Annotated in this window: 27 protein-coding genes and 1 pseudogene; 14 read left to right on the top strand and 14 right to left on the bottom strand. The window is 68.5% G+C overall.

Features of this window, described 5'->3' with window-relative positions; translation table 11 throughout:
• Window positions 1–81: 81 nt before the first annotated feature.
• From sdhC to F4559_RS02010, 7 genes are all read left to right on the top strand, one after another.
• Complete coding sequence (gene sdhC / locus F4559_RS02040) at window positions 82–504, top strand: succinate dehydrogenase, cytochrome b556 subunit (RefSeq protein ID WP_184665882.1); 423 nt, start codon at window positions 82–84, stop codon at window positions 502–504.
• Between the two features lie 2 nt (window positions 505–506).
• Window positions 507–914 (top strand): succinate dehydrogenase hydrophobic membrane anchor subunit, encoded by a 408-nt coding sequence (locus tag F4559_RS02035; RefSeq protein WP_184665881.1) that lies wholly within the window; start codon window positions 507–509, stop codon window positions 912–914.
• Window positions 915–936: 22 nt separating this feature from the next.
• Entirely contained in the window at window positions 937–2,688 is a 1,752-nt protein-coding gene (gene sdhA / locus F4559_RS02030) for a succinate dehydrogenase flavoprotein subunit (RefSeq protein WP_184665880.1), read from the top strand.
• The gene (locus tag F4559_RS02025) at window positions 2,688–3,470 is read left to right on the top strand and encodes a succinate dehydrogenase iron-sulfur subunit (RefSeq protein WP_184665879.1); all 783 of its coding nucleotides are present in this window, start codon (window positions 2,688–2,690) and stop codon (window positions 3,468–3,470) included. The genes sdhA and F4559_RS02025 overlap by 1 nt, the downstream gene beginning before the upstream one ends.
• 181 nt (window positions 3,471–3,651) lie before the next feature.
• Window positions 3,652–4,038 carry a hypothetical protein gene (locus F4559_RS02020; protein WP_184665878.1) on the top strand — a complete coding sequence of 129 codons (387 nt, stop codon included), beginning with the start codon at window positions 3,652–3,654 and terminating at the stop codon, window positions 4,036–4,038.
• A complete protein-coding gene (locus F4559_RS02015) occupies window positions 4,035–5,333 on the top strand; it encodes a KGGVGR-motif variant AAA ATPase (RefSeq protein WP_184665877.1) in 1,299 nt (432 codons plus the stop codon). The genes F4559_RS02020 and F4559_RS02015 overlap by 4 nt, the downstream gene beginning before the upstream one ends.
• Entirely contained in the window at window positions 5,333–6,787 is a 1,455-nt protein-coding gene (locus F4559_RS02010) for a hypothetical protein (RefSeq protein WP_221447118.1), read from the top strand. Before F4559_RS02015 ends, F4559_RS02010 begins: the two co-directional genes overlap by 1 nt.
• Before the next feature lie 16 nt (window positions 6,788–6,803).
• On the opposite strand, the gene F4559_RS02005 is transcribed toward F4559_RS02010, so the two are convergent.
• A complete protein-coding gene (locus tag F4559_RS02005) occupies window positions 6,804–8,096 on the bottom strand; it encodes a D-alanyl-D-alanine carboxypeptidase family protein (protein WP_312865438.1) in 1,293 nt (430 codons plus the stop codon).
• Between the two features lie 61 nt (window positions 8,097–8,157).
• Here F4559_RS02005 and F4559_RS02000 point away from each other — a divergent pair, with 61 nt between their 5' ends.
• The gene (locus F4559_RS02000; protein WP_184665875.1) at window positions 8,158–8,382 is read left to right on the top strand and encodes an SCO4848 family membrane protein; all 225 of its coding nucleotides are present in this window, start codon (window positions 8,158–8,160) and stop codon (window positions 8,380–8,382) included.
• Between the two features lie 23 nt (window positions 8,383–8,405).
• Window positions 8,406–8,750, top strand: a complete 345-nt coding sequence (locus F4559_RS01995) for a hypothetical protein (RefSeq protein WP_184665874.1) — start codon at window positions 8,406–8,408, stop codon at window positions 8,748–8,750.
• A 12-nt stretch (window positions 8,751–8,762) separates the two neighbouring features.
• On the opposite strand, the gene yhjD is transcribed toward F4559_RS01995, so the two are convergent.
• From yhjD to F4559_RS01940, 11 genes are all read right to left on the bottom strand, one after another.
• Window positions 8,763–9,776, bottom strand: a complete 1,014-nt coding sequence (gene yhjD / locus F4559_RS01990) for an inner membrane protein YhjD (RefSeq protein WP_184665873.1) — start codon at window positions 9,774–9,776, stop codon at window positions 8,763–8,765.
• 25 nt (window positions 9,777–9,801) lie between these two features.
• Entirely contained in the window at window positions 9,802–10,827 is a 1,026-nt protein-coding gene (gene trpS, locus F4559_RS01985; protein ID WP_184665872.1) for a tryptophan--tRNA ligase, read from the bottom strand.
• Window positions 10,828–10,840: 13 nt separating this feature from the next.
• Window positions 10,841–11,095, bottom strand: coding sequence for a hypothetical protein (locus F4559_RS01980; RefSeq protein WP_184665871.1), 255 nt, complete (start codon window positions 11,093–11,095; stop codon window positions 10,841–10,843).
• Window positions 11,096–11,708: 613 nt separating this feature from the next.
• Window positions 11,709–14,243 (bottom strand): bifunctional FO biosynthesis protein CofGH, encoded by a 2,535-nt coding sequence (locus F4559_RS01975; RefSeq protein WP_184665870.1) that lies wholly within the window; start codon window positions 14,241–14,243, stop codon window positions 11,709–11,711.
• 104 nt (window positions 14,244–14,347) lie between these two features.
• Complete coding sequence (locus F4559_RS34705) at window positions 14,348–14,464, bottom strand: HepT-like ribonuclease domain-containing protein (protein ID WP_312865974.1); 117 nt, start codon at window positions 14,462–14,464, stop codon at window positions 14,348–14,350.
• 73 nt (window positions 14,465–14,537) lie between these two features.
• On the bottom strand, window positions 14,538–14,693 hold the full coding sequence (locus F4559_RS01965) for a hypothetical protein (protein WP_184676541.1): 156 nt from the start codon (window positions 14,691–14,693) through the stop codon (window positions 14,538–14,540).
• Window positions 14,694–14,703: 10 nt separating this feature from the next.
• Window positions 14,704–14,991, bottom strand: a complete 288-nt coding sequence (locus F4559_RS01960; protein WP_184665869.1) for a nucleotidyltransferase family protein — start codon at window positions 14,989–14,991, stop codon at window positions 14,704–14,706.
• A 16-nt stretch (window positions 14,992–15,007) separates the two neighbouring features.
• Complete coding sequence (locus F4559_RS01955) at window positions 15,008–15,802, bottom strand: exodeoxyribonuclease III (RefSeq protein WP_184665868.1); 795 nt, start codon at window positions 15,800–15,802, stop codon at window positions 15,008–15,010.
• Between the two features lie 10 nt (window positions 15,803–15,812).
• Complete coding sequence (locus F4559_RS01950; protein ID WP_184665867.1) at window positions 15,813–16,028, bottom strand: hypothetical protein; 216 nt, start codon at window positions 16,026–16,028, stop codon at window positions 15,813–15,815.
• A 14-nt stretch (window positions 16,029–16,042) separates the two neighbouring features.
• Complete coding sequence (locus tag F4559_RS01945; protein ID WP_184665866.1) at window positions 16,043–16,345, bottom strand: SH3 domain-containing protein; 303 nt, start codon at window positions 16,343–16,345, stop codon at window positions 16,043–16,045.
• A 126-nt stretch (window positions 16,346–16,471) separates the two neighbouring features.
• Window positions 16,472–17,689 carry an NADP-dependent isocitrate dehydrogenase gene (locus F4559_RS01940; protein WP_184665865.1) on the bottom strand — a complete coding sequence of 406 codons (1,218 nt, stop codon included), beginning with the start codon at window positions 17,687–17,689 and terminating at the stop codon, window positions 16,472–16,474.
• A 137-nt stretch (window positions 17,690–17,826) separates the two neighbouring features.
• Here F4559_RS01940 and F4559_RS01935 point away from each other — a divergent pair, with 137 nt between their 5' ends.
• Both F4559_RS01935 and F4559_RS01930 read left to right on the top strand, forming a co-directional pair.
• Window positions 17,827–18,633: a metal-dependent hydrolase gene (locus F4559_RS01935; protein ID WP_184665864.1), complete on the top strand. Its 807-nt coding sequence runs from the start codon at window positions 17,827–17,829 to the stop codon at window positions 18,631–18,633.
• A 99-nt stretch (window positions 18,634–18,732) separates the two neighbouring features.
• Window positions 18,733–19,212: a hypothetical protein gene (locus tag F4559_RS01930; RefSeq protein WP_184665863.1), complete on the top strand. Its 480-nt coding sequence runs from the start codon at window positions 18,733–18,735 to the stop codon at window positions 19,210–19,212.
• Between the two features lie 3 nt (window positions 19,213–19,215).
• On the opposite strand, the pseudogene F4559_RS01925 reads toward F4559_RS01930, so the two are convergent.
• Window positions 19,216–19,289, bottom strand: a pseudogene (locus F4559_RS01925).
• Between the two features lie 38 nt (window positions 19,290–19,327).
• On the opposite strand from F4559_RS01925, the gene F4559_RS01920 reads away from it, so the two are divergent.
• Window positions 19,328–20,419: a J domain-containing protein gene (locus F4559_RS01920; RefSeq protein ID WP_184665862.1), complete on the top strand. Its 1,092-nt coding sequence runs from the start codon at window positions 19,328–19,330 to the stop codon at window positions 20,417–20,419.
• 74 nt (window positions 20,420–20,493) lie between these two features.
• On the opposite strand, the gene F4559_RS01915 is transcribed toward F4559_RS01920, so the two are convergent.
• Window positions 20,494–21,306, bottom strand: a complete 813-nt coding sequence (locus F4559_RS01915) for a ParB N-terminal domain-containing protein (RefSeq protein ID WP_184665861.1) — start codon at window positions 21,304–21,306, stop codon at window positions 20,494–20,496.
• A 711-nt stretch (window positions 21,307–22,017) separates the two neighbouring features.
• On the opposite strand from F4559_RS01915, the gene F4559_RS01910 reads away from it, so the two are divergent.
• Together F4559_RS01910 and F4559_RS01905 are read left to right on the top strand one after the other, a co-directional pair.
• Complete coding sequence (locus tag F4559_RS01910; RefSeq protein WP_184665860.1) at window positions 22,018–22,164, top strand: hypothetical protein; 147 nt, start codon at window positions 22,018–22,020, stop codon at window positions 22,162–22,164.
• Window positions 22,165–22,301: 137 nt separating this feature from the next.
• Complete coding sequence (locus F4559_RS01905; protein WP_184665859.1) at window positions 22,302–23,012, top strand: MFS transporter; 711 nt, start codon at window positions 22,302–22,304, stop codon at window positions 23,010–23,012.
• Window positions 23,013–23,120: the final 108 nt, after the last annotated feature.

Below are 23,120 nucleotides of genomic sequence, written 5' to 3'. Positions count from 1 at the left end.
CGGGCGGGTCTAGCATCCGGGGGTCAAGGTCCCGCGCAGACGCGGGTACCAGTCCACCACTGACGCTGGAGGCCGTTGCGCATGGCCGGCACCACCGCTACTGAGCGGGCGGGCACCTCCCGAGGAGGCGGAACGCTCTACCGCGGCGACCTGGGCATGTGGTCCTGGGTCGCCCACCGCATCACCGGTGTGTTGACGTTCTTCTTCCTGTTCGCACACGTCCTGGACACCGCGCTCGTGCGGGTCAGCCCGGACGCGTACGACAAGGTCATCGAGACCTACAAGAACCCGGTCGTCAACCTGTTCGAGGTCGGCCTCGTCGGCGCCGTGCTCTACCACGCGCTCAACGGCATCCGCGTGATGCTCGTCGACTTCTGGTCGAAGGGCCCGAAGTACCAGCGTCCGATGCTCTGGGTGATCCTCGCGATCTGGGTCGCGGTCATGATCCCGGGCACGTACTTCATGATGGTGCGCACCGTGACCGACCTGTTCGGGGGTAGCTGACGATGAGCCTGACCCTCGACAAGCCCCGGTCCCCCCGCCGCCCGGCCGCCCGCCGCTCCAACCTGGAGCTCTACAGCTGGCTGTTCATGCGGATCTCCGGCGTGGCGCTGCTCGTGCTGGTGCTCGGCCACCTGTTCATCATGAACATCCTCGACGGCGGCGTGCACCGCATCAACTTCGGTTTCGTCGCCGGCCGCTGGGCCTCGCCGTTCTGGCAGTTCTGGGACCTGTCCATGCTGTGGCTGGCCCAGATCCACGGCGGCAACGGGCTGCGCACGGTCATCAACGACTACGCCCGCAAGGACGCCACCCGGTTCTGGCTCAAGGTGCTGCTCTACGTGTCGATGGTGCTGATCATCGCCCTCGGCTCGTACGTGATCTTCACCTTCGACCCGGACATCACCTCCTGACCCGCCGCGGGGAGCCTTCGACATGCAGTTCCACAAGTACGACGTCGTGATCATCGGCGCGGGTGGCGCCGGGATGCGCGCGGCGATCGAGTCGGGCCAGCGGGCCCGCACCGCCGTGCTCACGAAGCTCTACCCCACGCGTTCCCACACGGGCGCCGCGCAAGGCGGCATGTGCGCCGCGCTGGCGAACGTGGAGGAGGACAACTGGGAGTGGCACACCTTCGACACGATCAAGGGCGGCGACTACCTGGTCGACCAGGACGCCGCCGAGATCATGGCGAAGGAGGCCATCGACGCGGTCCTCGACCTGGAGAAGATGGGCCTGCCGTTCAACCGGACGCCCGAGGGTCGCATCGACCAGCGCCGGTTCGGCGGTCACACCCGCAACCACGGTGAAGCCGCCGTGCGGCGCGCGTGCTACGCGGCCGACCGCACCGGCCACATGATCCTCCAGACGCTGTACCAGAACTGCGTCAAGCACGGCATCGAGTTCTTCAACGAGTTCTACGTCCTCGACATCTGCCTCACCGAGACCGAGGACGGCCCGGTCTGCACCGGCGCCGTGGCGTACGAGCTGGCGACGGGCGAGATCCACGTCTTCCACGCCAAGTCCGTGGTGTTCGCGACCGGCGGTTTCGGCAAGGTCTTCAAGACCACGTCGAACGCCCACACGCTCACCGGCGACGGCATGGGCATCGTCTTCCGCAAGGGCCTGCCCCTGGAGGACATGGAGTTCTACCAGTTCCACCCGACCGGTCTCGCGGGCCTGGGCATCCTGCTCACGGAGGGCGCGCGCGGCGAAGGCGCGATCCTGCGCAACGCGTCCGGCGAGCGCTTCATGGAGCGCTACGCGCCGACCATCAAGGACCTGGCGCCGCGTGACATCGTCGCGCGCTCCATGGCCCTGGAGGTCATCGAGGGTCGTGGCGCCGGTCCGAACAAGGACTACGTGCTGCTGGACTGCACGCACCTGGGCGCCGAGGTCCTGGAGACCAAGCTGCCCGACATCACCGAGTTCGCCCGCACCTACCTCGCGGTCGACCCGGTGACCGAGCCGGTCCCGGTGTACCCGACCGCGCACTACGCGATGGGCGGCATCCCGACCAACGTCCACGGCGAGGTGTTGCGGGACAACGACAACATCGTCCCGGGCCTCTACGCGGCGGGCGAGTGCGCGTGCGTGTCCGTGCACGGCGCGAACCGGCTGGGCACGAACTCGTTGCTGGACATCAACGTCTTCGGCCGGCGCGCGGGCATCGCCGCCGCCGAGTACGCGAACGCCCACGAGCACGTCGACCTGCCGGAGAACCCGGCGACCCAGGTCGAGGCCCAGGTGGCGCTGGTCCTGTCCGAGCACGGCCACGAGCGCGTCGCGGACATCCGCACCGAACTCCAGGCCACGATGGACGCGAACGCGTCGGTGTACCGCACCGAGGACACGCTCAAGCAGGCGCTGCACGACGTGCAGGCGCTGAAGGAGCGCTACCAGCGGATCACCGTGCAGGACAAGGGCAAGCGGTTCAACACCGACCTGCTGGAGGCGATCGAGCTGGGCTTCCTGCTCGAACTCGCCGAGGTGCTCGTGCACGGCGCGCTGGCGCGCAAGGAGTCGCGCGGCGGCCACGCCCGCGAGGACTACCCCAACCGCGACGACACGAACTTCATGCGCCACAGCATGTACTACAAGCAGGGTGACGGCCTGTCCGCGGACATCCGCATGGACTACAAGCCCGTGACGTTCACCCGGTACCAGCCGATGGAGCGCAAGTACTGATGACCGCTACCGCTGAAGCACCCGCCGGTTCGCGCGGCTCCCAGCCTCCGGTGCCGGACGGCGCGATCACCGTCACGCTGAAGATCCGCCGGTTCAACCCGGAGTTCGACGACGAGCCCCGCTGGGACTCGTTCGAGATCCCCGCGCTGGCCTCGGACCGCGTGCTGAACCTGCTGCACTACGTGAAGTGGTACCTCGACGGCACGCTGACGTTCCGCCGGTCGTGCGCGCACGGCATCTGCGGCTCGGACGCGATGCGCATCAACGGCGTCAACCGCCTGGCGTGCAAGGTGCTGCTCAAGGACCTGCTGGCCGCGAACGGCAAGCCCACCACGATCACCATCGAGCCCATCAAGGGCCTGCCGGTCAACAAGGACCTGCTGGTGAACATGGAGCCGTTCTTCGAGGCGTTCCGCGCGGTCAAGCCGTACCTGATCACCTACGGCAACGAGCCGACCCGTGAGCGGGTCCAGTCGGTCGCCGACCGCGAGCGCTTCGACGACACGACGAAGTGCATCCTGTGCGCGTGCTGCACGACCTCGTGCCCCGTGTACTGGACCGAGGGCAGCTACTTCGGCCCGGCCGCGATCGTCAACGCCCACCGCTTCATCTTCGACAGCCGCGACGAGGGCGCCGAGGAGCGGCTGGACATCCTGAACGACGTGGACGGCGTCTGGCGTTGCCGGACGACCTTCAACTGCACCGACGCGTGCCCCCGCGGCATCCAGGTCACGAAGGCCATCCAGGAAGTCAAGCGCGCCCTGCTCTTCAAGCGCGTCTGACAACCGACTTGCCCGAACGGGGTGCGCGCCGATCACGGGTCGGCGCGCACCCCGTTCGGCGTTCGGACCCGCCTACCGTCTGCCTACCGACGGCTACAAACTGAAGTACGCTGTCGCGGTGCCAGGTGGATCGTGGACAGCATTCGGGACAGCCGCGAAGCGGCACCACGCCGACGCGACAATGCTCGACACCGCCGGTCGACATGCCAACGCCGACCACTTCGCCGGAATCGCCGCAGAGTGCGCACTCAAAGGAATCCTACACGAATTCCTCGGCGCGACACCGAATCAGCGCGGCCTGCTGGAGCACCCACAGATGTCCGGCAAGAAAGAAGCCGGACACCTTCCCGGCCTGTGGAGCCAACTCTCGGCAGTGGCCACGGGCAGGAACGCGGCACAGTTCGCCGAACTCATCTCAGCGCCCAATCCATTCGCAAGTTGGGACGTCGCCGAGCGGTACAGCGACGGTACGCACATAAGCGACCAGCGGTCGGCCGAACACCTGGCCGCCGCTCGAAATATCATCGCGCTCTACGAGCGAGCCAAGATTGATGGAGTGCTGTCATGACTGTCCGGTTCAGCGAGGCTTGGTCTGTCGCGTACGAATTCGCCGACGAGGTCAGGCGTGCCGACCGGGACGTCATTCTGGTTCGCGATGTCGTCGGACGGCTGTCCCTGATCGTGGGCGGTGAACCGGACGAAGACCTGCCGGCTGCCTTCACCGGACGAGTAGGCGCTTTTTCGTCTCCGAATCCCGTCCTGTACATGGCGGATCTTTTCGAACCTGGCGTGGTACTCGATTCGCCCGACCTCCACGTCCGCGCGGAGCGGTCCGACGGAGTCGGCCGACTCGCGACCCTGGATCGCAGCCTCGTCGGCGCCGACTGGTCACGACCGCATACCGACACTCCCGGACGCAACCGAACGACGCTCTACGGGTTCAAGGGCGGTGTGGGTCGCTCCACCGCGACCGCCATGCTCGCCGACCACCTCGCGAACCTCGGCGAGTGCGTCCTGGTGGTGGATCTGGACCTGGAATCACCTGGCGTCGGCGCACTCCTCCAGAACGAGGACGGCCTGCCCGAACACGGCGTGATCGACCATCTCGTCGAGGCGGCGGTCGACAACGAAGCCGATCTCGACCTGGTTTCCCGGAGCACCCTGCTGGGCAATCACGGCAACGGCGAGGTGTGGATCGCCCCGGCGGCCGGACGGGTGTCACCGGACGACGACTACCTGGGAAAGCTCAACCGGGTGTACACCGATCTCCCTCCGACGGACGACGGGACACCACGCCGCTTCGGAGACCGTTTGGAAGCCGCAATCGTCGCGTGCGAGGAACAGGTCACGAAGCAAAGCCGCCGCCCCAGCGTGGTACTGCTCGACAGCCGGGCCGGAATCCACGACATCGCGGCCGCCGCGATCACGCAGCTGAGCGATACAAGCCTGCTTTTCGCGGCCGACAACCCGCAGACCTGGAACGGCTACGGAATCCTCTTCAAGCAGTGGCAGAGACATCTCCCACCAGAGGCGCTCGACCACATCCGCAGGCGCTTGCGCATGGTCGCATCGATGGTTCCACCCAATAATGCGTCGAACTACCTCGATCTCTTCCGCGACCATGCACAGCAATGTTTCGCGGAGACACTCTACGACGACGCACACCCTGATGATTTCGAAGCTTTCAACTTCGCGTCCGACGACCGGACGGCTCCACATTCCCCGCTGCCGATCCTGTTCAATTCGGACCTGATCAGCTTCGACCCCGTACGTCGGGACGGCTGGCACACCCAGCCGTTGATCGCCGCCGCCTACCGGCCTTTCCTCGAAGAAGCCGCGACACTGCTCGTCGGGAGCCGATGATGCCGCTGGACCCCCACCAGTACCGCGAACTCCTGTCGGCCACCCTGCCGTCCGCCTTCGACGCCGACACGTTCGAGCCGCACGTGCGCACCCTTTTCACACCCGACAGCCACCGTCGCGCGCTCGACCCGGACGCGACCGTGGTCAAAGGCGGGAGAGGCGTCGGCAAGACGGTATGGTTCAAATCGCTCCAGGATGAGGAGCTCCGTCGGCTCGCAGCCGCGGAGTACCGCCTGCCGAGGCTGACCACGATCCGCGCACTACCAGGCTACGGCACGGCACTGCTGCCCGACCGCTACCCGAGCCAACGGACGCTCGACGCGCTGACGACCGAGTTCGCCGACGCGGCTGACATCTGGCTGACCGTCGTGCTGCACGCCGTGGGAGCGCCGGACATCAACGCGATCGACAACTGGGCGGACCGGGTGCGGTGGCTGCTCGCCCACCCCGAGGCAGCCGAACGGGCGTTGGCCCATGCCGACCAGGAGGCCGCCTCGACCGGTACCACACCGCTCTTCCTGTTCGACGCGCTCGACCGACTGCACAGCCGCCGCGATATCACCGACCGGCTGGTCGAAGGCATCCTGCGCGTCGCATTGGACCTGCGTACCCGGACCCGGAACCTGCGGGCCAAGGTGTTCATCCGCCACGACATGTTCGACGGCATCCGCCTCACCTTCCCGGACGCGTCCAAGCTGACCGCGAATGCCGCCGACCTCACCTGGTCACCACCGAGCCTCTACGGCCTGCTCTTCCACCAGATGGGAAACGCGGACCACGCGTTGTCCGACGACTTCATCGCCGAGACCGGCGGGTGGAATTCCACCGAATTCCGCAAGGCACCGCCGCACTGGCTGACGAGCGATCACGAGCAGCAGCGGAAGGTATTCGAACGGATGGCCGGGCCCTACATGGGCAGGGACCACCGCAAGGGCATCGTCTACACCTGGCTGCCCAACCACTTGACCGACGGCTTGGGCCAGGTCAGCCCGCGCAGCTTCCTGAGTGCCCTGCGCAAAGCGACCGACGTGACCGGCGAAAGGTTTTTCGGTCACGAGTACGCGCTGCATTGGGACGGCATCCGACAGGGGGTGCAGACCGCGTCGGGAATCCGGGTCGTGGAGGTACGCGAAGACATTCCGTGGGTCAGCACCGCGATCGTCCCGCTCGGCGGACTCCAGGTTCCCATCGAGACGCAGGACGTGATCCAGCGTTGGGAGGAACGTGATCTCAAGGGCGAACTGATCAGACTCTCCGAAGCCACCCCGTCCGCCGACGGCGGCGCTCCCGCACCGACCGGTCCACTCACGACCGATTACCCGAAGCTCATCGGGGAACTCGTCGAACTGGGTGTGATGAGTCGACGCGCCAACGGAAAACTCGACCTGCCGGACGTGTACCGGATCGCGTTCGACCTCGGACGCAAGGGTGGCGTGCCCCGGGTGCGCCAGTAGTCGACGACGGCTCTACTCAGGACTGCTGCTGGGCCTGCGCACGCGCGCGAGCCGCCCGTGCCGCCTTCGCTCGCTTGTTCCGCAGGAACATGACGAACGCGAGCACCAACCCCAACCCGGCCACCGCGGTCACCGGACCACCCACGGTGCCGAAAGCCTTGTGCATGGCGCTGTTGTCCACGACCGGCGCCTGCGTCGACCCGCCCTCCGGCGTCCCCGCCTCCGTCGGCTTCACGGTCGTGGTCTTCTTCTCCGCCTGCGGCGCGCCCTTCACCAGCTTGCCGACCGGCTCGTCCACCGCCGCCTGCGGCATCGCGAAGCCGTAGTCCAGCAGCTTGGCCGCCTGGTCGGTCATCCGCACGGGCTGCTGCTGCCCGCGCAGCAACACGACCACGAGCCGCCGCCCGTTGCGCTCGGCCCCGCCCACGTACGTGTGCTGCGCGTCGTCGGTGAACCCGGACTTGCCGCCCAACGCACCCGCGTACGCGCCGAGCAGCCGGTTGTCGTTCACCACGACCGCGGTCCCGTTGCCGTTCGCGGCCGGGAAGTCGATCCGCTCGGTCAGCACGGCCTTGCGGAAGTCCGGGTACTCCATCGCCTTGCGGAAGATCAACGCCACGTCGTAGGCGGACGTGCTCGTCCCCGGAGCGTCCAAACCGGACGGCGTGATGGCCCGCGTGTCCAGCGCGCCCAGCTCGGCGGCCATCGCGTTCATCTTGCGGATGGCGCTGGGCAGGCCGCCCAGCCGCCGGGCCAGCAGGTGCGCCACGTCGTTGCCCGACGCCATGACCAGCGCGTTCAGCAGCTGCTCGACGGTGTACTCGCCGCCTTCGCGCAGGCCGACGCACGTGCACTCCTGCGCCAGGTCCTCGGCGGTCGCCGTCACGGTGGCGTCCATCGGCAGCTCCTTGGCCACCACGGTCGCCAGCAGCACCTTGATCACCGACGCGGGCCGCTGCCGGCCGTGCGGGTCGAACGTGGCCAGCACGGCACCACTGTCCATGTCCGCCACCAGCCAGCTCTTCGCGCTGATGTTGTCCGGCAGCTTCGGGGCGTTCGCGGGCAGCACGAGGCCGCACTCGCCCATCCGCTCGCCGCCGACCGGGTTCTCCGGCACGGGCAGCGCGCGCGGCGGCGACTGACCGGGCGGGACCTGCTCCGACGTGTCCACCGCGGGCGGCGGCGACACCTTGTTCTCGCACGAGGGCTGGGCGCCCGCCGGCGGCGCCACCAACACGATGGACGCCATCAGCGCGCAGGCGGCCGACACCAGGGCGGCCAGGGGCCGGCGGGACGCGGAGGAACGCACGACCCCAGGCTATCCACCCCGGTCGAGTGACGCGCACCCGCCACGTCGGATACTGGTCGCCGTGAAGCTCTCCCGTGGCATGGCGCTGTTCCTCGTCGCCTTCGGGGTGTGGTCGTGGGTGATCTGGCCGACCTTCCTGCGCAACATCTGGAAGGACCCGCGTTCGTGGGACGCCGGACCGACCGCGTTCTTCACCGTGCACCTGGCGCTCGTGGTCGCCTCGTTGACGTTCGGCACGGTCATCGGCGTGCTGGGCGTACGCGGCCTGCGTGCGCTACGCAAGTAACCCACCACACTGGAGGTTCCGCCGTGGAGTTCGTGCGCCTGTTGCTGGTGTTCCTGCACCTGCTCGGCATGGGCATGCTGGTCGCGATGTTCTTCGTCCAAAAGCGCGCGGGCGCGGACGCCCCGCTGAACAAGGGCTGGCTGCACGGCGCCGCGCTCCAGCTGCTGACCGGCGTGGCGCTGGTCGGGCTCGCGCCGTTGACCGACAAGGACTACGACCACTTCAAGATCGGCGTGAAGCTCCTGGTCCTGGTCGTGATCGCCGGACTCGTCGCGACGAACCTGAACAAGAAGCCCGCCTCGTGGCTGACCCCGGCACTGGCCGGTCTGGTCGTCGTCAACGTGGGCGTGGCGGTGTTCTGGCAGTAGTCACTTCCGGAGTCACTTCCGGCGGCGCAGCAGCAACGCGCCGAGCACGAAGCCGACGCCGACCAGCCCGGCGGCAGTGCGCGCGTTCGGCTTCGACCGGACCTCGACGACCGGCCGGATCACGGCGGGCGGTGGCGGCTTGGGCGGGTCGCGGAGCAGGTTCTCCCGGGCCGTCGCCGTCCACGCCGTGATGAACAGCAGGTACTGGGCCACGAGGTTGGCGAACACCAGGACGCCGATGACCGGGCCGAACGCGGCACCGGCGGGCGACGACGTGACGATCGTCAGGTAGATCGTGCCCGCCTGCTTGAGCAGTTCGAACCCGAACGACGCGGCCAACGCGCCCTTCACCGCCGACCGCCAACCGACCGGGCGGCGCGGCAGCTTGGCCAGCACCCAGACGAACACCAGCCAGTTCGCCAACAGGGACAGCACGATCGAGCCGGCCTTCAGCCCGGCCTCGGCCCAGCCGACGCCGGTCAGACCGACCTTCTCCAGGACCAGCTCGGCGAACCCCGTGCCGGCGGCCGTGAGCCCGAACGAGACGACCAGGGCCAGGGCCAGGCTGAGCAGCGCGACGAAGTCCTTCAGCGCCGTCTTCAGCAGCGGCAGGTCCTCCTTGGCGTGCCCCCACTGCGCGGTGAGCGCGTCCCGCAGGTTGCTCATCCAGCCCAGGCCCGAGTAGGCGGCGCCGAGCAGGCCGAAGACGCCGACCGTGCCCTTGGACTCGATGGCCTCGCCGACGATGTCGTTGATCGTGTCGCCGAGCGCGCCGGGCACCGCCTCGGTGATGCTCGACTGGAGTTCCCGGAGCAGGCCGGGCTGGTTGGACAGCACGATGCCGGCGACGGCGAACGCGATCATGAGCATGGGCACGAGCGACAGGACGCTGAAGTACGTCACGGCCGCCGCGTAGTGCGTGCCGTAGCGCTCGCTGAACCGCTGCGCCGCGCGGACCAGGTGGTCGAGCCACGGCCGTTCCCGACGCAACCTGTCGATCTTCGACTCGGGCTTCGACTCCGCCACGCGATTACGCTAAGGCGCGCGGTGATCAACCGCCAGTCGGCAGGAAGCCCATCTTGTCGTAGGCGCGGGCGAGCGTCTTCCCGGCGACCTCGCGTGCCCGTTCCGCCGACCGGGCGAGGATCTTGTCCAGCTCGGCCGGGTCGGCGAGGTAGGCCGCGACGGACTCCTGGACGGGCGTGACGAACTCGGTGAACACCTCGCCGAGGTCCTTCTTCAGGTCGCCGTAGCCCTTGCCGGCGTAGTCCTCGACCAGCGCGTCCACCGTGCGGCCGGTGAGCGCCGAGTAGATGACCAGCAGGTTGCTGACGCCGGCCTTGTCCGCCGGGTCGTAGACGATCTCGCGGCCGGTGTCCGTGACCGCCGACCGGATCTTCTTGGCCGAACGCTTCGGGTCCTCGAGCAGTTCGACGACACCCGCCGGGACGGACTTCGACATCTTCGACGTCGGGTCCTGGAGGTCGAAGATCTTGGCCGTGTCCTTGACGATGTACGGCTCGGGCAGCCGGAAGGTCTTGCCGTAGCGCGAGTTGAACCGCGTGGCCAGGTCGCGGGTGAGTTCGAGGTGCTGGCGCTGGTCCTCGCCCACCGGCACGTAGTGCGCCTGGTAGAGGAGGATGTCGGCGGCCTGCATGATCGGGTACGTGAACAGGCCGACGCCGACCTGGGACTCCTGGCGGGCCGACTTGTCCTTGAACTGCGTCATGCGCGACGCCTCGCCGAACCCGGTCAGGCACTGCATGAGCCAGCTCAGCTGGGCGTGCTCGGGGACCTGGGACTGGACGAACAGCGTCGAGCGGTCCGGGTCGAGGCCCAGGGCGAGCAGCTGCGCCGCCGACACACGCGTGTTGTGCCGCAGGACCTTGGGGTCCTGTTCGACGGTGATCGCGTGCAGGTCGGCGATGAAGTAGAACGCGTCGTGCGTCTCCTGCAACGCGACCCACTGCCGGAGGGCGCCCAGGTAGTTGCCGAGGTGGAACGACGCGGCCGTCGGCTGGATGCCGGACAGGACGCGGGGGCGGGGCGCCTCAGTGGGTGCGGACACGGACGTCATCCTCCCAGGGCGGTCAGGCCCGGTTGGCGGCGGGCTCCGGCTCGACCCGGCGGTTCTGCGCGGTCGGCTCGGGCTTGACCTTGCGCCGGCGGACCAGGCCCGTGATCAGGCCGAGCACTCCCAGCGCGACGGCACCGATGCCGACCGGCGCGTTCATGGACAGGGAACCGGCGGCGACCACGCCGTCGGCCGCTCCGGCGACACCTTCGACGACCAGTGTCGACGTCGTGCCCAGGACCAGACCCAGTACCGCACCGCGACCGCGCACCTGCCGAGCCTCCCTACCCACACCAGGCCGCCACTACGGGGTGAACCTGGTTGACGGACGGCCGCGAACATATCGAAGCTGGAGGACTTTTGTGTGCCCTTGAGTGATTTTCGCGACCCGCCGCAGACTAGCCACGCCCCCACGCCATGATCCTTCCGGGGTCCGTTCCGCCCGCGAGTCCTCCACCCAGGCACCCCGAAACACGCGCTCAGACCCCCTTCTTTCGGGTGACCTCCCTCCCGCCCCCACACGCCCAGCCACCCACGTGCGAGTTATGCGTTCGGACACCGCGAGTCGTGCGTTCAGGCACCGCGAGTCGTGCGTTCGGGCACCGCGAGTCGTGCGTTCGGGCACCCGTAGGTCGCACGTGCATGCACCCGGGCCATGTGCACGCGGATCGCGGTACGCGAGACGCCCTGGGGGCGGCGCATCGACCTGACACCCGCCCCGACGCGTACCGCCCTTCCACCTGCGTCGACCCGTACCGGCACCGCCGACAGGTGCCGAGTGCACATTTCGCGGTGCCTGAACGCACAACTCGCGGTGTCCGAACGCATAACTCGCGCGGTGGCGGGAGCACGGGCACCCGGAAGGAGGGGCCTGAGCGCGTAGTTCAGGGTGTCTGAGTGGAGGACTCGCGGGTGGGGGTGGCGTACGTCGTGGTGCGCTCACGCGCGGGACGTCCGGCCAAAGCGGCCGTGGCGTGGAGCTGGGCCACGGTGCGGTTGCTGCCGTGCTCGGACCCGGCCATCCGGCTGATGGTCTCCTCCATCAACGTGCCGCCCAGGTCGTTCGCACCGCCCCGCAGCACCTCGGCCGTCCCCTCGTCACCGAGCTTCACCCACGACACCTGGACGTTGGACACCCGGCCGTGCAAAGCCAGTCGAGCGAACGCGTGGATCGCCCGGTTGTCCCGCCGAGTCGGCCCCGGACGGGCGACACCCGCCAGGTAGATCGGCGCGTTCCGGTGCACGAACGGCAGCCCCACGAACTCGGTCAGCCCGCCCGTGCGGTCCTGCAACGCCGCCAGCGTCCGGAAGTGCCCGAGCCAGTGACCGGGGTGGTCGACGTGCCCGTACATCATCGTCGACGACGACCGGATGCCCAGCGTGTGCGCCGTCTCCACGACCTCCAGCCACGTGGCGGCCGGCAGCTTGCCCTTGGTCAACACCCAGCGCACGTCGTCGTCGAGGATCTCGGCCGCCGTGCCCGGGATGGTGTCCAGCCCCGCCGCCGCCAGGTCGGCCAGCCACTCGCGCACGCTCACGCCCGCCTTGGCCGCCGCCGACACGATCTCCATCGGGCTGAACGCGTGCACGTGCATGCCCGGCACCCGCGCCTTGATCGCCCGCACGACGTCCGCGTAGTACGTGACCGGCAGCTTCGGGTCGATGCCGCCCTGCATGCAGACCTCGGTGGCGCCCGCGTCCCACGCCTCCCGCGCCCGGTCCGCGACCTCGTCGACCGACAGCCGGAACGCGTCGGCATCCCGCTCGCGCTGGGCGAACGCGCAGAACCGGCAGCCCACGTAGCAGACGTTCGAGAAGTTGATGTTGCGGTTGACGACGTACGTGACGTCGTCGCCCACCACGTCCCGCCGCAGGTCGTCGGCCAGGCGTGCCATCGTCTCCAGCGCCTCGCCGTCGGCGGTCAGCAACGCCATCGACGCGTCGGTGTCGGCCAGCAGCCGCTCCGGCGCGTCGGCGGCCAGCCGCAACGCCCGCGCGGTGTCCTCGGGCAGCCGCGACACGGCGGCGGGCACGCTCAGCGACGACCAGTCGCCGTACACGGAGTCGAAGTCGGACCGCCGGTCGTCCGTCCGGCCCTCGGTGTCGATGGACGCGTGCAGGTCCGCCCGCCCGTACGTGTCCAGGCCGCCGTCGGGCTCCTGCCACTCGCGGCCGACGACCGGCGCGTCGGGCACCGCCAGACCGTCCGCCGAGGCGAGCGCGGCGACGTGCGTGGTCAGACGGGTGTCGATCCACTGGCCGGCGGTGGCCCGCACGTAGCGCGGGTAGACGGCCAGGCGTTCCCGCAGCTCGAAGCCCGCCGCGGCGGTGGCCTCGGTGAGCACGTCCACCTGCGGCCACGGCCGTTCGGGGTTCACGTGGTCGGGCGTCACGGGCGACACGCCGCCCCAGTCGTCGATGCCCGCGCGCAGCATCAGCCCGTACTCGTCGCCGACGAGGTTGGGCGGCGCCTGCACACTCGTGGACGACGGCATGACCAGCCGTGCGACGGCGATCGTGGCGGCCAGGTCGCGGAGGTCGGCGTCGGGCATGCCGCGCATGGCGGTGTCCGGCTTGGCCCGGAAGTTCTGGATGATCACTTCCTGGATGTGCCCGTACTGGCGGGCGATGCCGCGCATGGCCAGCAACGAGTCGGCACGCTCGGTGAGCGTCTCGCCGATCCCGATCAGCACCCCGGTCGTGAACGGCACGTTCACCCGTCCCGCGTCGGTCAGCACGCGCAGGCGGACGGCGGGTTCCTTGTCGGGGCTGCCGTAGTGCGGGCCGCCCTGCTCGCTCCACAGCCGCTCGGCCGTGGTCTCCAGCATCATGCCCATGCTGGCCGCGACGGGCCGCAGCCGCTGGAACTCCTCCCAGCTCAGCACGCCCGGGTTGAGGTGCGGCAGCAGGCCGGTCTCCTCCAGGACGGCGATCGCGCACGCCCGCACGTAGTCGAGCGTCGACGAGTAGCCGCGCGCCTCCAGCCACTCGCGCGCCTGGGGCCACCGCTCCTCGGGTCGGTCGCCGAGCGTGAACAGGGCCTCCTTGCACCCGGCCGCCGCGGCGGCGCGGGCGATCTCCAGGACCTCGTCGCGTTCGAGGAAGGCGGCGGGCAGCCGGTGGGGCACGGTCGCGAACGTGCAGTAGTGGCACCGGTCGCGACACAGCCGGGTGAGGGGGATGAACGCGTTGCGGCTGTAGGTCACGACGCCGGGGCGGCCTTCGGCCAGCAGGTGGGCGTCGCGCACCCGGCCGGCGGCGGCGAGCAGGGCGTCGAGGTCGTCGCCGCGCGCGTGCAGCAGCACGGACGCCTCGGTCAGGTCGAGGACGGCCCCGTCCGCGGCCCGGCGCAACGCCCGCCGCATGGCCGCCGGGGAGGGCTGGGATTCCGGAGGAGTGATCGAGATGTCCACTGCCACAACAACGACCTTAGGCCGCTCACATTCCCGACCGGCCTGTGTTCTCCCACCCGGTGGTCCTCCCCTAGCACCACCGGACCACTGCGGTACCCCGAAGCCCGGGGCTACGCGTCGCGTTCCGCGAGCAACGCCCGAAGCGTCCGCTCCAACGCCGGCAGGTTCCCGGTGAGCACCTGCCACACCAACGCGTCGTCGACCGTGGCGTAGCCGTGGCTGAGGATGTTGCGGAACGCGACGATGCGTCCGAGGTCGGGATGGCCGACGCGAGTTCGGCGTCGACCTTCGAGAGCTTGTTCAGCGCCTCGCCGATGATCTCGAATTGCCGTTCCACCGCCGAGCCGACCATCGGATCGGCCGGTAGTCCTCGAAGGTCTTGCCGCCGCTGAACCGCGTCAGCAGGTCCGCCGCGTTCAGGGCATCCCAGAGGTAGACGCGCGGGTCACGCCGCATACAGCGGCTCCTAGGTCTCCCGCACCCGCTGCCTGAAGTACGGGTTGCGGATGCCCGATTCGCCGACCAGGTCGACCGGCCGCCCGAAGATCGCCTCCAGCCCTTCCTTCAGCGAGAAGTAGTTGCCGACGTGGTCGAACCCCGGCCGGACGGCGAACTCGACCGTGACGTCCACGTCACTGGACGTCACGTCGAACGAACCGTCGACCGCCGAGCCGAACACCGCAAGGCGCCGCACACCCACTTCGCGGCGCAACTCCACGATCTCGTGCCGCCTGGCCTCGATGAGTTCGTGCATCCCGGGAACCTCCTGCTCAGGCGTAGGTCACCGTCACGGGGGCGTGGTCGGACCAGCGTTCGCCGTACGTGGCGGCGCGCTCGACCACGGCGCCGGTCGCGCGGGCGGCCAGGCCCGCCGTGGCCACGTGGAGGTCGATGCGCCACCCGGAGTCGTTGTCGTACGCCTTGCCCCGGTACGACCACCAGGTGTAAGGGCCCGGACCCGACGGGTGCAGGGCGCGCACCACGTCGACGTACTCGGCCTCGTCGTACACGCTGCCCAGCCACTCGCGCTCGTACGGCAGGAAGCCCGACGACTTCTGGTTGGTCTTCCACGACTTGAGGTCCTCGGGCCGGTGGGCGATGTTCCAGTCGCCGCACACCAGCACCTCGCGCCCGTCGGCCGCCGCCTTCTCCCGCAGCTCGACCAGGTACGGCAGGAACGCGGCCATGAACCGGTCCTTCTCGTCCTGGCGCGGGGTGCCCACGTCGCCGCTGGGCAGGTACAGGCTGGCCACGACGACGTCCGCCAGCTCGACCTCCACGTACCGCCCGGAGTGCTCGAACTCGGCCACGCCGAAGCCGACGCGCACGGCCTGGGGCTCCTCACGCGTCAGCACGGCCACGCCGTTGCGGCCCTTGACGTCCGAGTACGCCTGCGCCATGTGCCACCCCTGCGGCGCGCGCACCTCTTCGGGCAACTGGTCGGGTGACGCGCGGACCTCCTGGAGGCACACCACGTCGGCGGCCGTCGCGGACAGCCACTCCAGGTAACCCTTCTTGGCAGCCGCACGCAGGCCGTTCACGTTCACGGTCGACACGGTGAGCACGCACCGCAGCCTAGTCGGCCACCCGCCAGCCGTGCGGGTACCGCGCGCCGCAGCCCGTGCAGTGCGCGACCAGGCCCAACATCATCACCATCGGACTGCTGCCCTCGGGCGAGGGCACGCCCGTCACGTGGTGGCCGGCCTGCTCGGCGACGAGTCCGGGCCACTCGGGCACGCACGCGCACGTGGTGATCTTGTTACCGCGACCGAAAGGCCACTTGAAGAACATGGCCACATGGTGCCTCAGCACGCACTGTCGGACGTGGGCAGGACGTACTCGTCCTTCACCCACCGACCGTCGCCGAGCAGCCGGAACCCGTCGACGACCTGCCGCTCGGCGGCCACGACCGCGTCCCGGCGCAGCGTGGCGACCACGGGCTGGGCGTCGGACGGACCGGACCGCACGTTGAGCACGTCGGCCACGACCGCGACCCGGCACGACGCGGCCTCGCGCGGCGTCGACTCGACGCCCTTGCCCAGGTAGAGCAGTCCCGCCGTGCCCAGCACGCCGATCACCAGGAGCCCGCGGGTGGGAATTCCGAACATGGGTGCAGGTTCGCCCACGAAACCGCACCCTGGAAGGCGATCACCCGGTATGCGCACCCGACGGGTGACCACCGACAAGCGAAAGGGACCGCCCGTGAGCGGTCCCTTTCGTCGAAGAAATCAAGCTCAGCCGGCGGCCTTGCGCAGGTTCTCGTCCAGCGTCCCGAGGAACGCCTCGGTGGTCAGCCACTCCTGCTCCGGGCCGACGAGCGCCGCGAGGTCCTTGGTCATCGCGCCGCTCTCGACGGTCTCGATGATCACGCGCTCCAGCGTCTCGGCGAAGCCGGTGACCTCGGGGGTCGAGTCCAGCTTGCCGCGGTGCTTGAGGCCGCCCGTCCACGCGTAGATCGACGCGATCGGGTTGGTGGAGGTCGGCTTGCCCGCCTGGTGCTGGCGGTAGTGCCGGGTCACGGTGCCGTGCGCCGCCTCGGCCTCGACGGTCGAGCCGTCCGGCGTCATGAGCACGGACGTCATCAGGCCCAGCGAGCCGAAGCCCTGCGCGACCGTGTCGGACTGCACGTCGCCGTCGTAGTTCTTGCACGCCCAGACGTAGCCGCCCTCCCACTTGAGCGCGGCGGCGACCATGTCGTCGATCAGCCGGTGCTCGTAGGTCAGGCCGGCGGCGTCGAACTGCGCCTTGAACTCCTCTTCGAACACCTTCTGGAAGATGTCCTTGAACGCACCGTCGTACGCCTTGAGGATCGTGTTCTTGGTCGACATGTAGACCGGGTAGTTGCGCTGCAGGCCGTAGGAGAACGAAGCCCGCGCGAAGTCCTCGATCGACTTGTTGAAGTTGTACATGCCCAGCGCCACGCCGCCGTCGGGGCCGTAGTTGGCCACGACGTGCTCGATCGGCGCGGAGCCGTCCTCGGGCGTGAAGGTGATGGTGAGCCTGCCCGCGCCCGGCACCTTGAAGTTGGTGGCCTTGTACTGGTCGCCGTGGGCATGACGGCCGATGATGATCGGCTTGGTCCAGCCCGGCACCAGCCGTGGGATGTTGGAGATGATGATCGGCTCGCGGAACACCACGCCGCCGAGGATGTTGCGGATCGTGCCGTTGGGCGAGACCCACATCTTCTTCAGGCCGAACTCCTCGACCCGCGCCTCGTCGGGGGTGATCGTGGCGCACTTCACGCCGACGCCGTGCTGCTTGATGGCGTGGGCGGCGTCGATCGTGACCTGGTCGTCGGTGGCGTCCCGGTGCTCGATGCCCAGGTCGTAGTACTCGAGGTCGACGTCCAGGTACGGGTGGATCAGCTTGTCCTTGATGAACTGCCAGATGATCCGGGTCATCTCGTCGCCGTCGAGTTCGACGACCTTCCCCTGAACCTTGATCTTGCCCATAACCCGGGCGCTCCTCTCGCGACAATGCAAGCAAGACAAGCGTACTGCTACGCCCGCCGGACCGTGCGCCGCCCCTGGTGAATAGGGATCGACGACACGGTGGCCTACCCTCCGTCACACGATCTTGGAGGGGGACCATGTCGACCGGACCAACGCACGCCATGAGCGGTCTGCTCGCCTGGGCGGCGGTGACCGCACTCGCGGACAACCATCCCATCGGGCAGCTCACCCCGCAGAGCTGGGTCGTCGGCGCCGTGCTGGCCACGGGCGCGGCCCTGCTGCCCGACCTCGACCACCCGTCGTCCACGATCTCGCGGACGTTCGGGCCGGTCAGCTCGGCGGCGTCGACGTTGATCAACACCACCAGCAAGCTCGTCTACCGCACGACCCGGACGAAGAAGGACTCGAAGCGCGACGGCGGGCACCGGGGGCTGACCCACACGCTGGTGTTCGCGGTGATCGCGGCCCTGGTCACGACCGCGGTCGTGCAGCAGTCGCAGAAGTGGGCGCTGCCCGCGCTGATGTTCGTGTTCGCGGGCCTGGCCGTGCGCGGGATCATGAACGACTGGAACCCGAAGAAGGACGCCCTGATGATCACGGGCGTGTCGGCGGGCGTGACCGTGCTGTGCGTGGCGTGGACCGCGCAGACGCCCGCGAGCGCGGCGGCGTGCGGCGTGGCGGTCGGCGTCGGGTGCGTGGCGCACTTCCTCGGCGACGCGATCACCGAGCAGGGCTGCCCGATCCTGTGGCCGGTGCCGATCGGCGGCAAGACCTGGTTCCCGGTCGCGCCGCCCAAGATCATGCGGATGCAGACCGGCGGGCGCGTGGAGATGTCGATCGTCGGCCCGGTGGTCACGGCCCTGTCCGTGTGGCTGTCGGCGGCGGCCTTGCAGCAGGCGGGCGCGCTGCCGTTCCTGGACGGAATCGATCTCCTGCCGATCTAGTTCACACGGCGGCCATTCGGCGGCTACCGCGAGATCACCCGATCGGACTAGCCTGCGTCGGATTCCCGCGCCGGCTCGCGTCGAGGAGGAACCCGCCGAATGACCACCTGGCTCGGCCTTGACGCCTGGCACGCGGACGCCGCGACCGCCGACGACACCGCCCTGGCCCTGCACGGCTCGTTGCTGTTCCACGCGAACGTGGTGTGCGTGCACCGCGTCGAGGAGCACTACGCGCTGTCGTTCCGGTTCGCCGACGATCCGTCCGAGAACATCGTCTCGACGCTGATCGAACGCGGCTACGGCGTCGCCGCGCATAACGGAACGTTGCAACGCCTCGCCGGACCGGTGTCACTCAACCGGGGAGCACTGCGGGCCGCGATCGCGCACCGCTACCGCCGCGAGGGTCGGGCCCTGCGGTTCCCCGGCCAGCGGGCGTTGCACGGGCGGTACGGCGTGTCGGACATCCTGGCGTTCAGCGCGATCGAAGAGGTGCTGCCGCACGGGATCAAGAGCGTCGACGCGCGCGGCGAGCTGCGGCCGTCGTTCGTGAACGGGAAACTCGTGCTCGACTGCCGCTAGTGCGAGCCGGGGTCGGATTCGAACCGACGTCCTCCCCCACGTGGTGTAGGGCGCGACAACCACTGCGCTACCCGGCTCGGTGTCACCATATCCAGTGACCGATAAGGTCTGTCGAGTGCGCGGGGTCGACTTCTACGAACTCCTCGGAGTGGAGCGCGACGCGTCCCCCGCGGAGATCAAAACCGCCTATCGGGCGCTGGCCAAGGTCATGCACCCCGACGCGGGCGGCGACTCCGACACGTTCCGCGTGTTGCAGGACGCGTACGACACGCTGCGCGACACGACCCGGCGCCGGCACTACGACCGGACGTGGCGGCCGTCGTGGAGCAGACGGGAGTTGGGCGACGATCCGCACTTCGTGCCGCCGAAGCCGGTCGTCGACATCCGGCGCTTACCGTGGTGGCGCACCGTGGACCCCCGACAGCGGGTCCGCTACGCACCGGTGACCGGACCAGGACATGCTCCGGCGTTGTTCGCGGTGTGCGGCTGGTTCTTCCTCCTGCTGCCGATCATGACGGTGGATTTCTCGCCGTTGACGCTGACCCTCTGGCTGGTGCTGGTGGCCGGGGCGGCGTTCGCGACGTTCCGGTTGGTGCGGCGGCACCTGCGGGCGCTGGGCTCCGACCAGGCGTTCGCGTCGGCCGTGGACACCGTGCGGACGCACGGCACGCCGGATCCCCGGCACCCCGAGCGGCTCACGGCGGCGTTGATCGCCGAGTACCTGTCGCACCTGCCGGGCGTGCGCGTGTTCCACGGCCTCGCGTGGCCGGGTTCGGTGTTCGCCGACGTGGACCACGCGGTGCTGTGCGGCCGGCGGCTGGTGCTGATCGAGTCGAAGTCGTGGCTGCCGGGCCACTACGAGGCCGAGGACGACGGCACGGTGTGGCGCAACGACCACCCGTTCCGCGGTGGCGGCACGAGGTTGCCGCGCGGCCTGGCCCTGTACCGGAAGTTGTTGCCGTGGCTGGACATCCGGACGGCCGCCGTGGTGTACCCGAGCCGGGCCGGGCACGTGACGACCACCGAGCCGTCGGACGCCGTGGTGCCGCCGATGACGCCGGGGCAGTTCGTGCGGGAGATCGGCGAATGGCTCGCGGTCGATCCGTCCACAGTGGACAGAAATGCGTACCTGACGCTGTTGGACCACGTTGTGCCGGTGGGCCGCACCGGCCGAGAAATGCCCACGGCGGAAGCCGATTGGCAATGACACTCGAAGTGTGCCAGAATTAAATGAACATGGCGGTGCGCGACCAGCCATGCGCACCGCCATGTTCTTCGGGGTCAGATCGGCTTTGGCATTTGTTCGTTGGTGAGGAGCCCCACGGGCATCTTGATCAGCTTGCATTCGGTGCCGCGACGGTGGTGATTCCATCCGGCAATGACGAGGTAGACCTGCTGCCATTCCGCTGCTCTGGACCGGCCTGCCCGTTCCGACCGCAGCAAAGCCTCGCGAAGCGCGTAGATGGGCTGCAACTTGCGCAGCCCCTCGCCGGTGGAGAGTTTCAGCAAGAAATCCTCCGCCTGCTCACGGTCGACAGCCCTGAGCAACCAGCTGAGAAACGCCGCACGAGACGACGTCGTGAGCGTAGCTCGCATCTGCTCCATGTCGGGCAGACGCGAAAACTGCACGGCGTCCATAATTTCCGGATTCTCCCCGAGCACTCGACGATTGTCGAGCGGGGTGAACTTGAATCCACTGAGCTGCATGAACTTTCCGCTTTTCCAGGCGTAAACACGCCTGGCCACAGCCGCGACCACAACACTGTGATCGGTCTTGCTCTCAATGGTCAGAAGGTCCGCGATCGTCCTACCTCGACCGTAGTCGATGGTAGCCATGGCCTCGTCCGGAACATTGTAGGCAACCAGCATCTCCACGGGCTCGCCATACTCACAGACAGCACTCAACCGATGCTGTCCGTCGATCAGCAGGCCATCCTGGTTGTACTTGATGGCGACGCCGTTGTCAGACCTCCACTCGCCGTGCTGCATCGCCCGCACATACCCGGCCACAGTCGCCCGTGAAATCTTTCGATTGTTCGGACGCCCGTTCCGTAAATCAGCATGCGCGCGCTCCGGGGTGACCAACTCGACCACGAAGCGGACAGCACTCGATGGTGTACGCACGTTCAATACCGACCTCCATGGTTGATCAGGGGACCGGGGAGCAGCAATGCCAGCCATGCATTGCCTCCCATCGGCCGAGCAGGAATCTATCACACGACCTCAGTCCCGATCGCAGGGCAGACGACGGCATACAATTATGCATCCACAGCCGCTGCACTACAGTCCTTTTCAAATGGAATACCGCTGCATAGCGCCGCGCCGATGAGCAAATCTGATGCGACCTCGCGATCCGCTCACCGCACATTGCGCACCTTTGCGTGTCACGCTGCCGCCCCCTGGCGGCGGCGGGCGCCATCGGGCGGACGCGGACGACCTCGGCGACCAACCGCATGCCGCCAGCTGGTGCTCACGGGGTCGGGAACGATCGCGACCTCGACAGTCAAGCCGTCGCAACCCCGACGGTGACGTTTGCCAGGCACCGACCCATTGATCCACATCGCCACTTACGCGCTCCGCTCCTCCAGCCCTCGGAGCAGCGCCCGGGTTCCGCATCGACGACCTCGCCGACATCACGGGCCCGACGCGCTTCTACTGCCCACGTGAGGCCGAGAGCAAGGGCGGCCGTGGTGGCAGCGTCAGTCCTCCCGGACGCGAGGAGGACGAGTGGATCGCGGCGGCGGTGATCCGCAAGTACGAACTGGAAGCCGCGACGTCCGGCAGCCCGGGTCGAGCCTGGACCGCGTGCGAATGAAGCCGACCGCGCCGAGGTCCGCCACGACCTTGCCGTCGCACGCCGTGGTGCCGCCGATGACGCCGGGCCAGTTCGTGCGCGAGATCGGCGAATGGCTCGCGGTCGACCCGTCCACAGTAGACAAAATGCGTACTTGACGCTGTTGGACCATGTCGTTCCCGTGGGCCGCGTTACCAAAAACCGCCCGAAGGTGTGAGTTCCCGACGTTCCGCTAACGCTTGATCCACGCACAGGCGATTCCCGGGTAAAACCACATCGCCCGAGGAAGTGCGCCATGACCCAATTGCACGATAACCAGGTCCCGGTCGTCACCCGACCGCAGCGCTTCGGAGCCCTGGCGTGGACCGCCCTGATCCTCGGCATCGTCGGACTCATGGGTTCGCCGATCATCTTCTTCAACAACCTGACCGCCATCGCGGCGGGCGTCGGCGTGATCCTGGGCGTCATCGCGTTCTTCGGCACGAAAAAGATCCTGGCCGCGATCGGCACGATTCTGTGCGTGGGTGCGATCGTGGTCACGGTCTCCGTGCAGAGCACCTTCGTGGAGAAGCTGGACGAGATCGTGCAAGGCACGACCAGCCCGCAGGTCACGCCGTTGAGCTGGGGTCAGCGGCACACGTGGGACGACGGCCTGGCCGTGGAGATCGCCACCCCGATCGCGTGCACGCCGGGCGAGTACGCCCAGCCGCCGAACGTGGCGCGTGCCACGAAGATCACGGTGACCGTGCTGAACGGCACCGACAAACCGTTCGACACCGCGACCCTGACCGTGGGCTCGGACGCGCAGTTCAACGGGAAGAGGGCGGAGCAGATCTTCGATACCGACGGCGGCTGCGGCGGCGGTTTCGAAGCGACGACGATCCTCCCGGGAAAGACGTACACCTATGAGGCCGCGTACTCGGTGACCGCGGAGACGGGTGAACTGCAAATCACCCTGCAACCCTCCTTCACCGCCCCGAAATCCATTTTCACGGGTCAGGCGTAAACCACGGACGCCACCGCCCCGAGCCTTGCTGTCGGCGCGACCGGTCGATCGAGATGGCCGCACCGCACGCCAACCGCCATTCAGATACCCATCGGACGACCGACTCGA

Origin of the sequence: Saccharothrix violaceirubra, from assembly GCF_014203755.1 — a bacterium.
Taxonomy (GTDB): domain Bacteria; phylum Actinomycetota; class Actinomycetes; order Mycobacteriales; family Pseudonocardiaceae; genus Actinosynnema; species Actinosynnema violaceirubrum.
The sequence above is the reverse complement of the archived record's forward strand: the minus strand, read 5'-3'. Positions and strand labels throughout refer to the sequence as shown.

Bases quoted from the DNA above. Each gene is read 5' to 3' on its own strand.
- sdhC (WP_184665882.1), top strand. From the start codon at position 82: ATGGCCGGCACCACCGCTACTGAGCGGGCGGGCACCTCCCGAGGAGGC.
- sdhA (WP_184665880.1), top strand. From the start codon at position 937: ATGCAGTTCCACAAGTACGACGTCGTGATCATCGGCGCGGGTGGCGCC.
- F4559_RS02020 (WP_184665878.1), top strand. From the start codon at position 3,652: ATGCTCGACACCGCCGGTCGACATGCCAACGCCGACCACTTCGCCGGA.
- F4559_RS02015 (WP_184665877.1), top strand. From the start codon at position 4,035: ATGACTGTCCGGTTCAGCGAGGCTTGGTCTGTCGCGTACGAATTCGCC.
- F4559_RS02035 (WP_184665881.1), top strand. From the start codon at position 507: ATGAGCCTGACCCTCGACAAGCCCCGGTCCCCCCGCCGCCCGGCCGCC.
- F4559_RS01950 (WP_184665867.1), bottom strand. From the start codon at position 16,028: ATGTTCTTCAAGTGGCCTTTCGGTCGCGGTAACAAGATCACCACGTGC.
- F4559_RS01945 (WP_184665866.1), bottom strand. From the start codon at position 16,345: ATGTTCGGAATTCCCACCCGCGGGCTCCTGGTGATCGGCGTGCTGGGC.
- F4559_RS02010 (WP_221447118.1), top strand. From the start codon at position 5,333: ATGCCGCTGGACCCCCACCAGTACCGCGAACTCCTGTCGGCCACCCTG.
- trpS (WP_184665872.1), bottom strand. From the start codon at position 10,827: ATGACGTCCGTGTCCGCACCCACTGAGGCGCCCCGCCCCCGCGTCCTG.
- F4559_RS01930 (WP_184665863.1), top strand. From the start codon at position 18,733: ATGACCACCTGGCTCGGCCTTGACGCCTGGCACGCGGACGCCGCGACC.
- F4559_RS01935 (WP_184665864.1), top strand. From the start codon at position 17,827: ATGTCGACCGGACCAACGCACGCCATGAGCGGTCTGCTCGCCTGGGCG.
- F4559_RS02025 (WP_184665879.1), top strand. From the start codon at position 2,688: ATGACCGCTACCGCTGAAGCACCCGCCGGTTCGCGCGGCTCCCAGCCT.
- F4559_RS01905 (WP_184665859.1), top strand. From the start codon at position 22,302: ATGACCCAATTGCACGATAACCAGGTCCCGGTCGTCACCCGACCGCAG.
- F4559_RS01965 (WP_184676541.1), bottom strand. From the start codon at position 14,693: ATGCGGCGTGACCCGCGCGTCTACCTCTGGGATGCCCTGAACGCGGCG.
- F4559_RS01940 (WP_184665865.1), bottom strand. From the start codon at position 17,689: ATGGGCAAGATCAAGGTTCAGGGGAAGGTCGTCGAACTCGACGGCGAC.
- F4559_RS01960 (WP_184665869.1), bottom strand. From the start codon at position 14,991: ATGCACGAACTCATCGAGGCCAGGCGGCACGAGATCGTGGAGTTGCGC.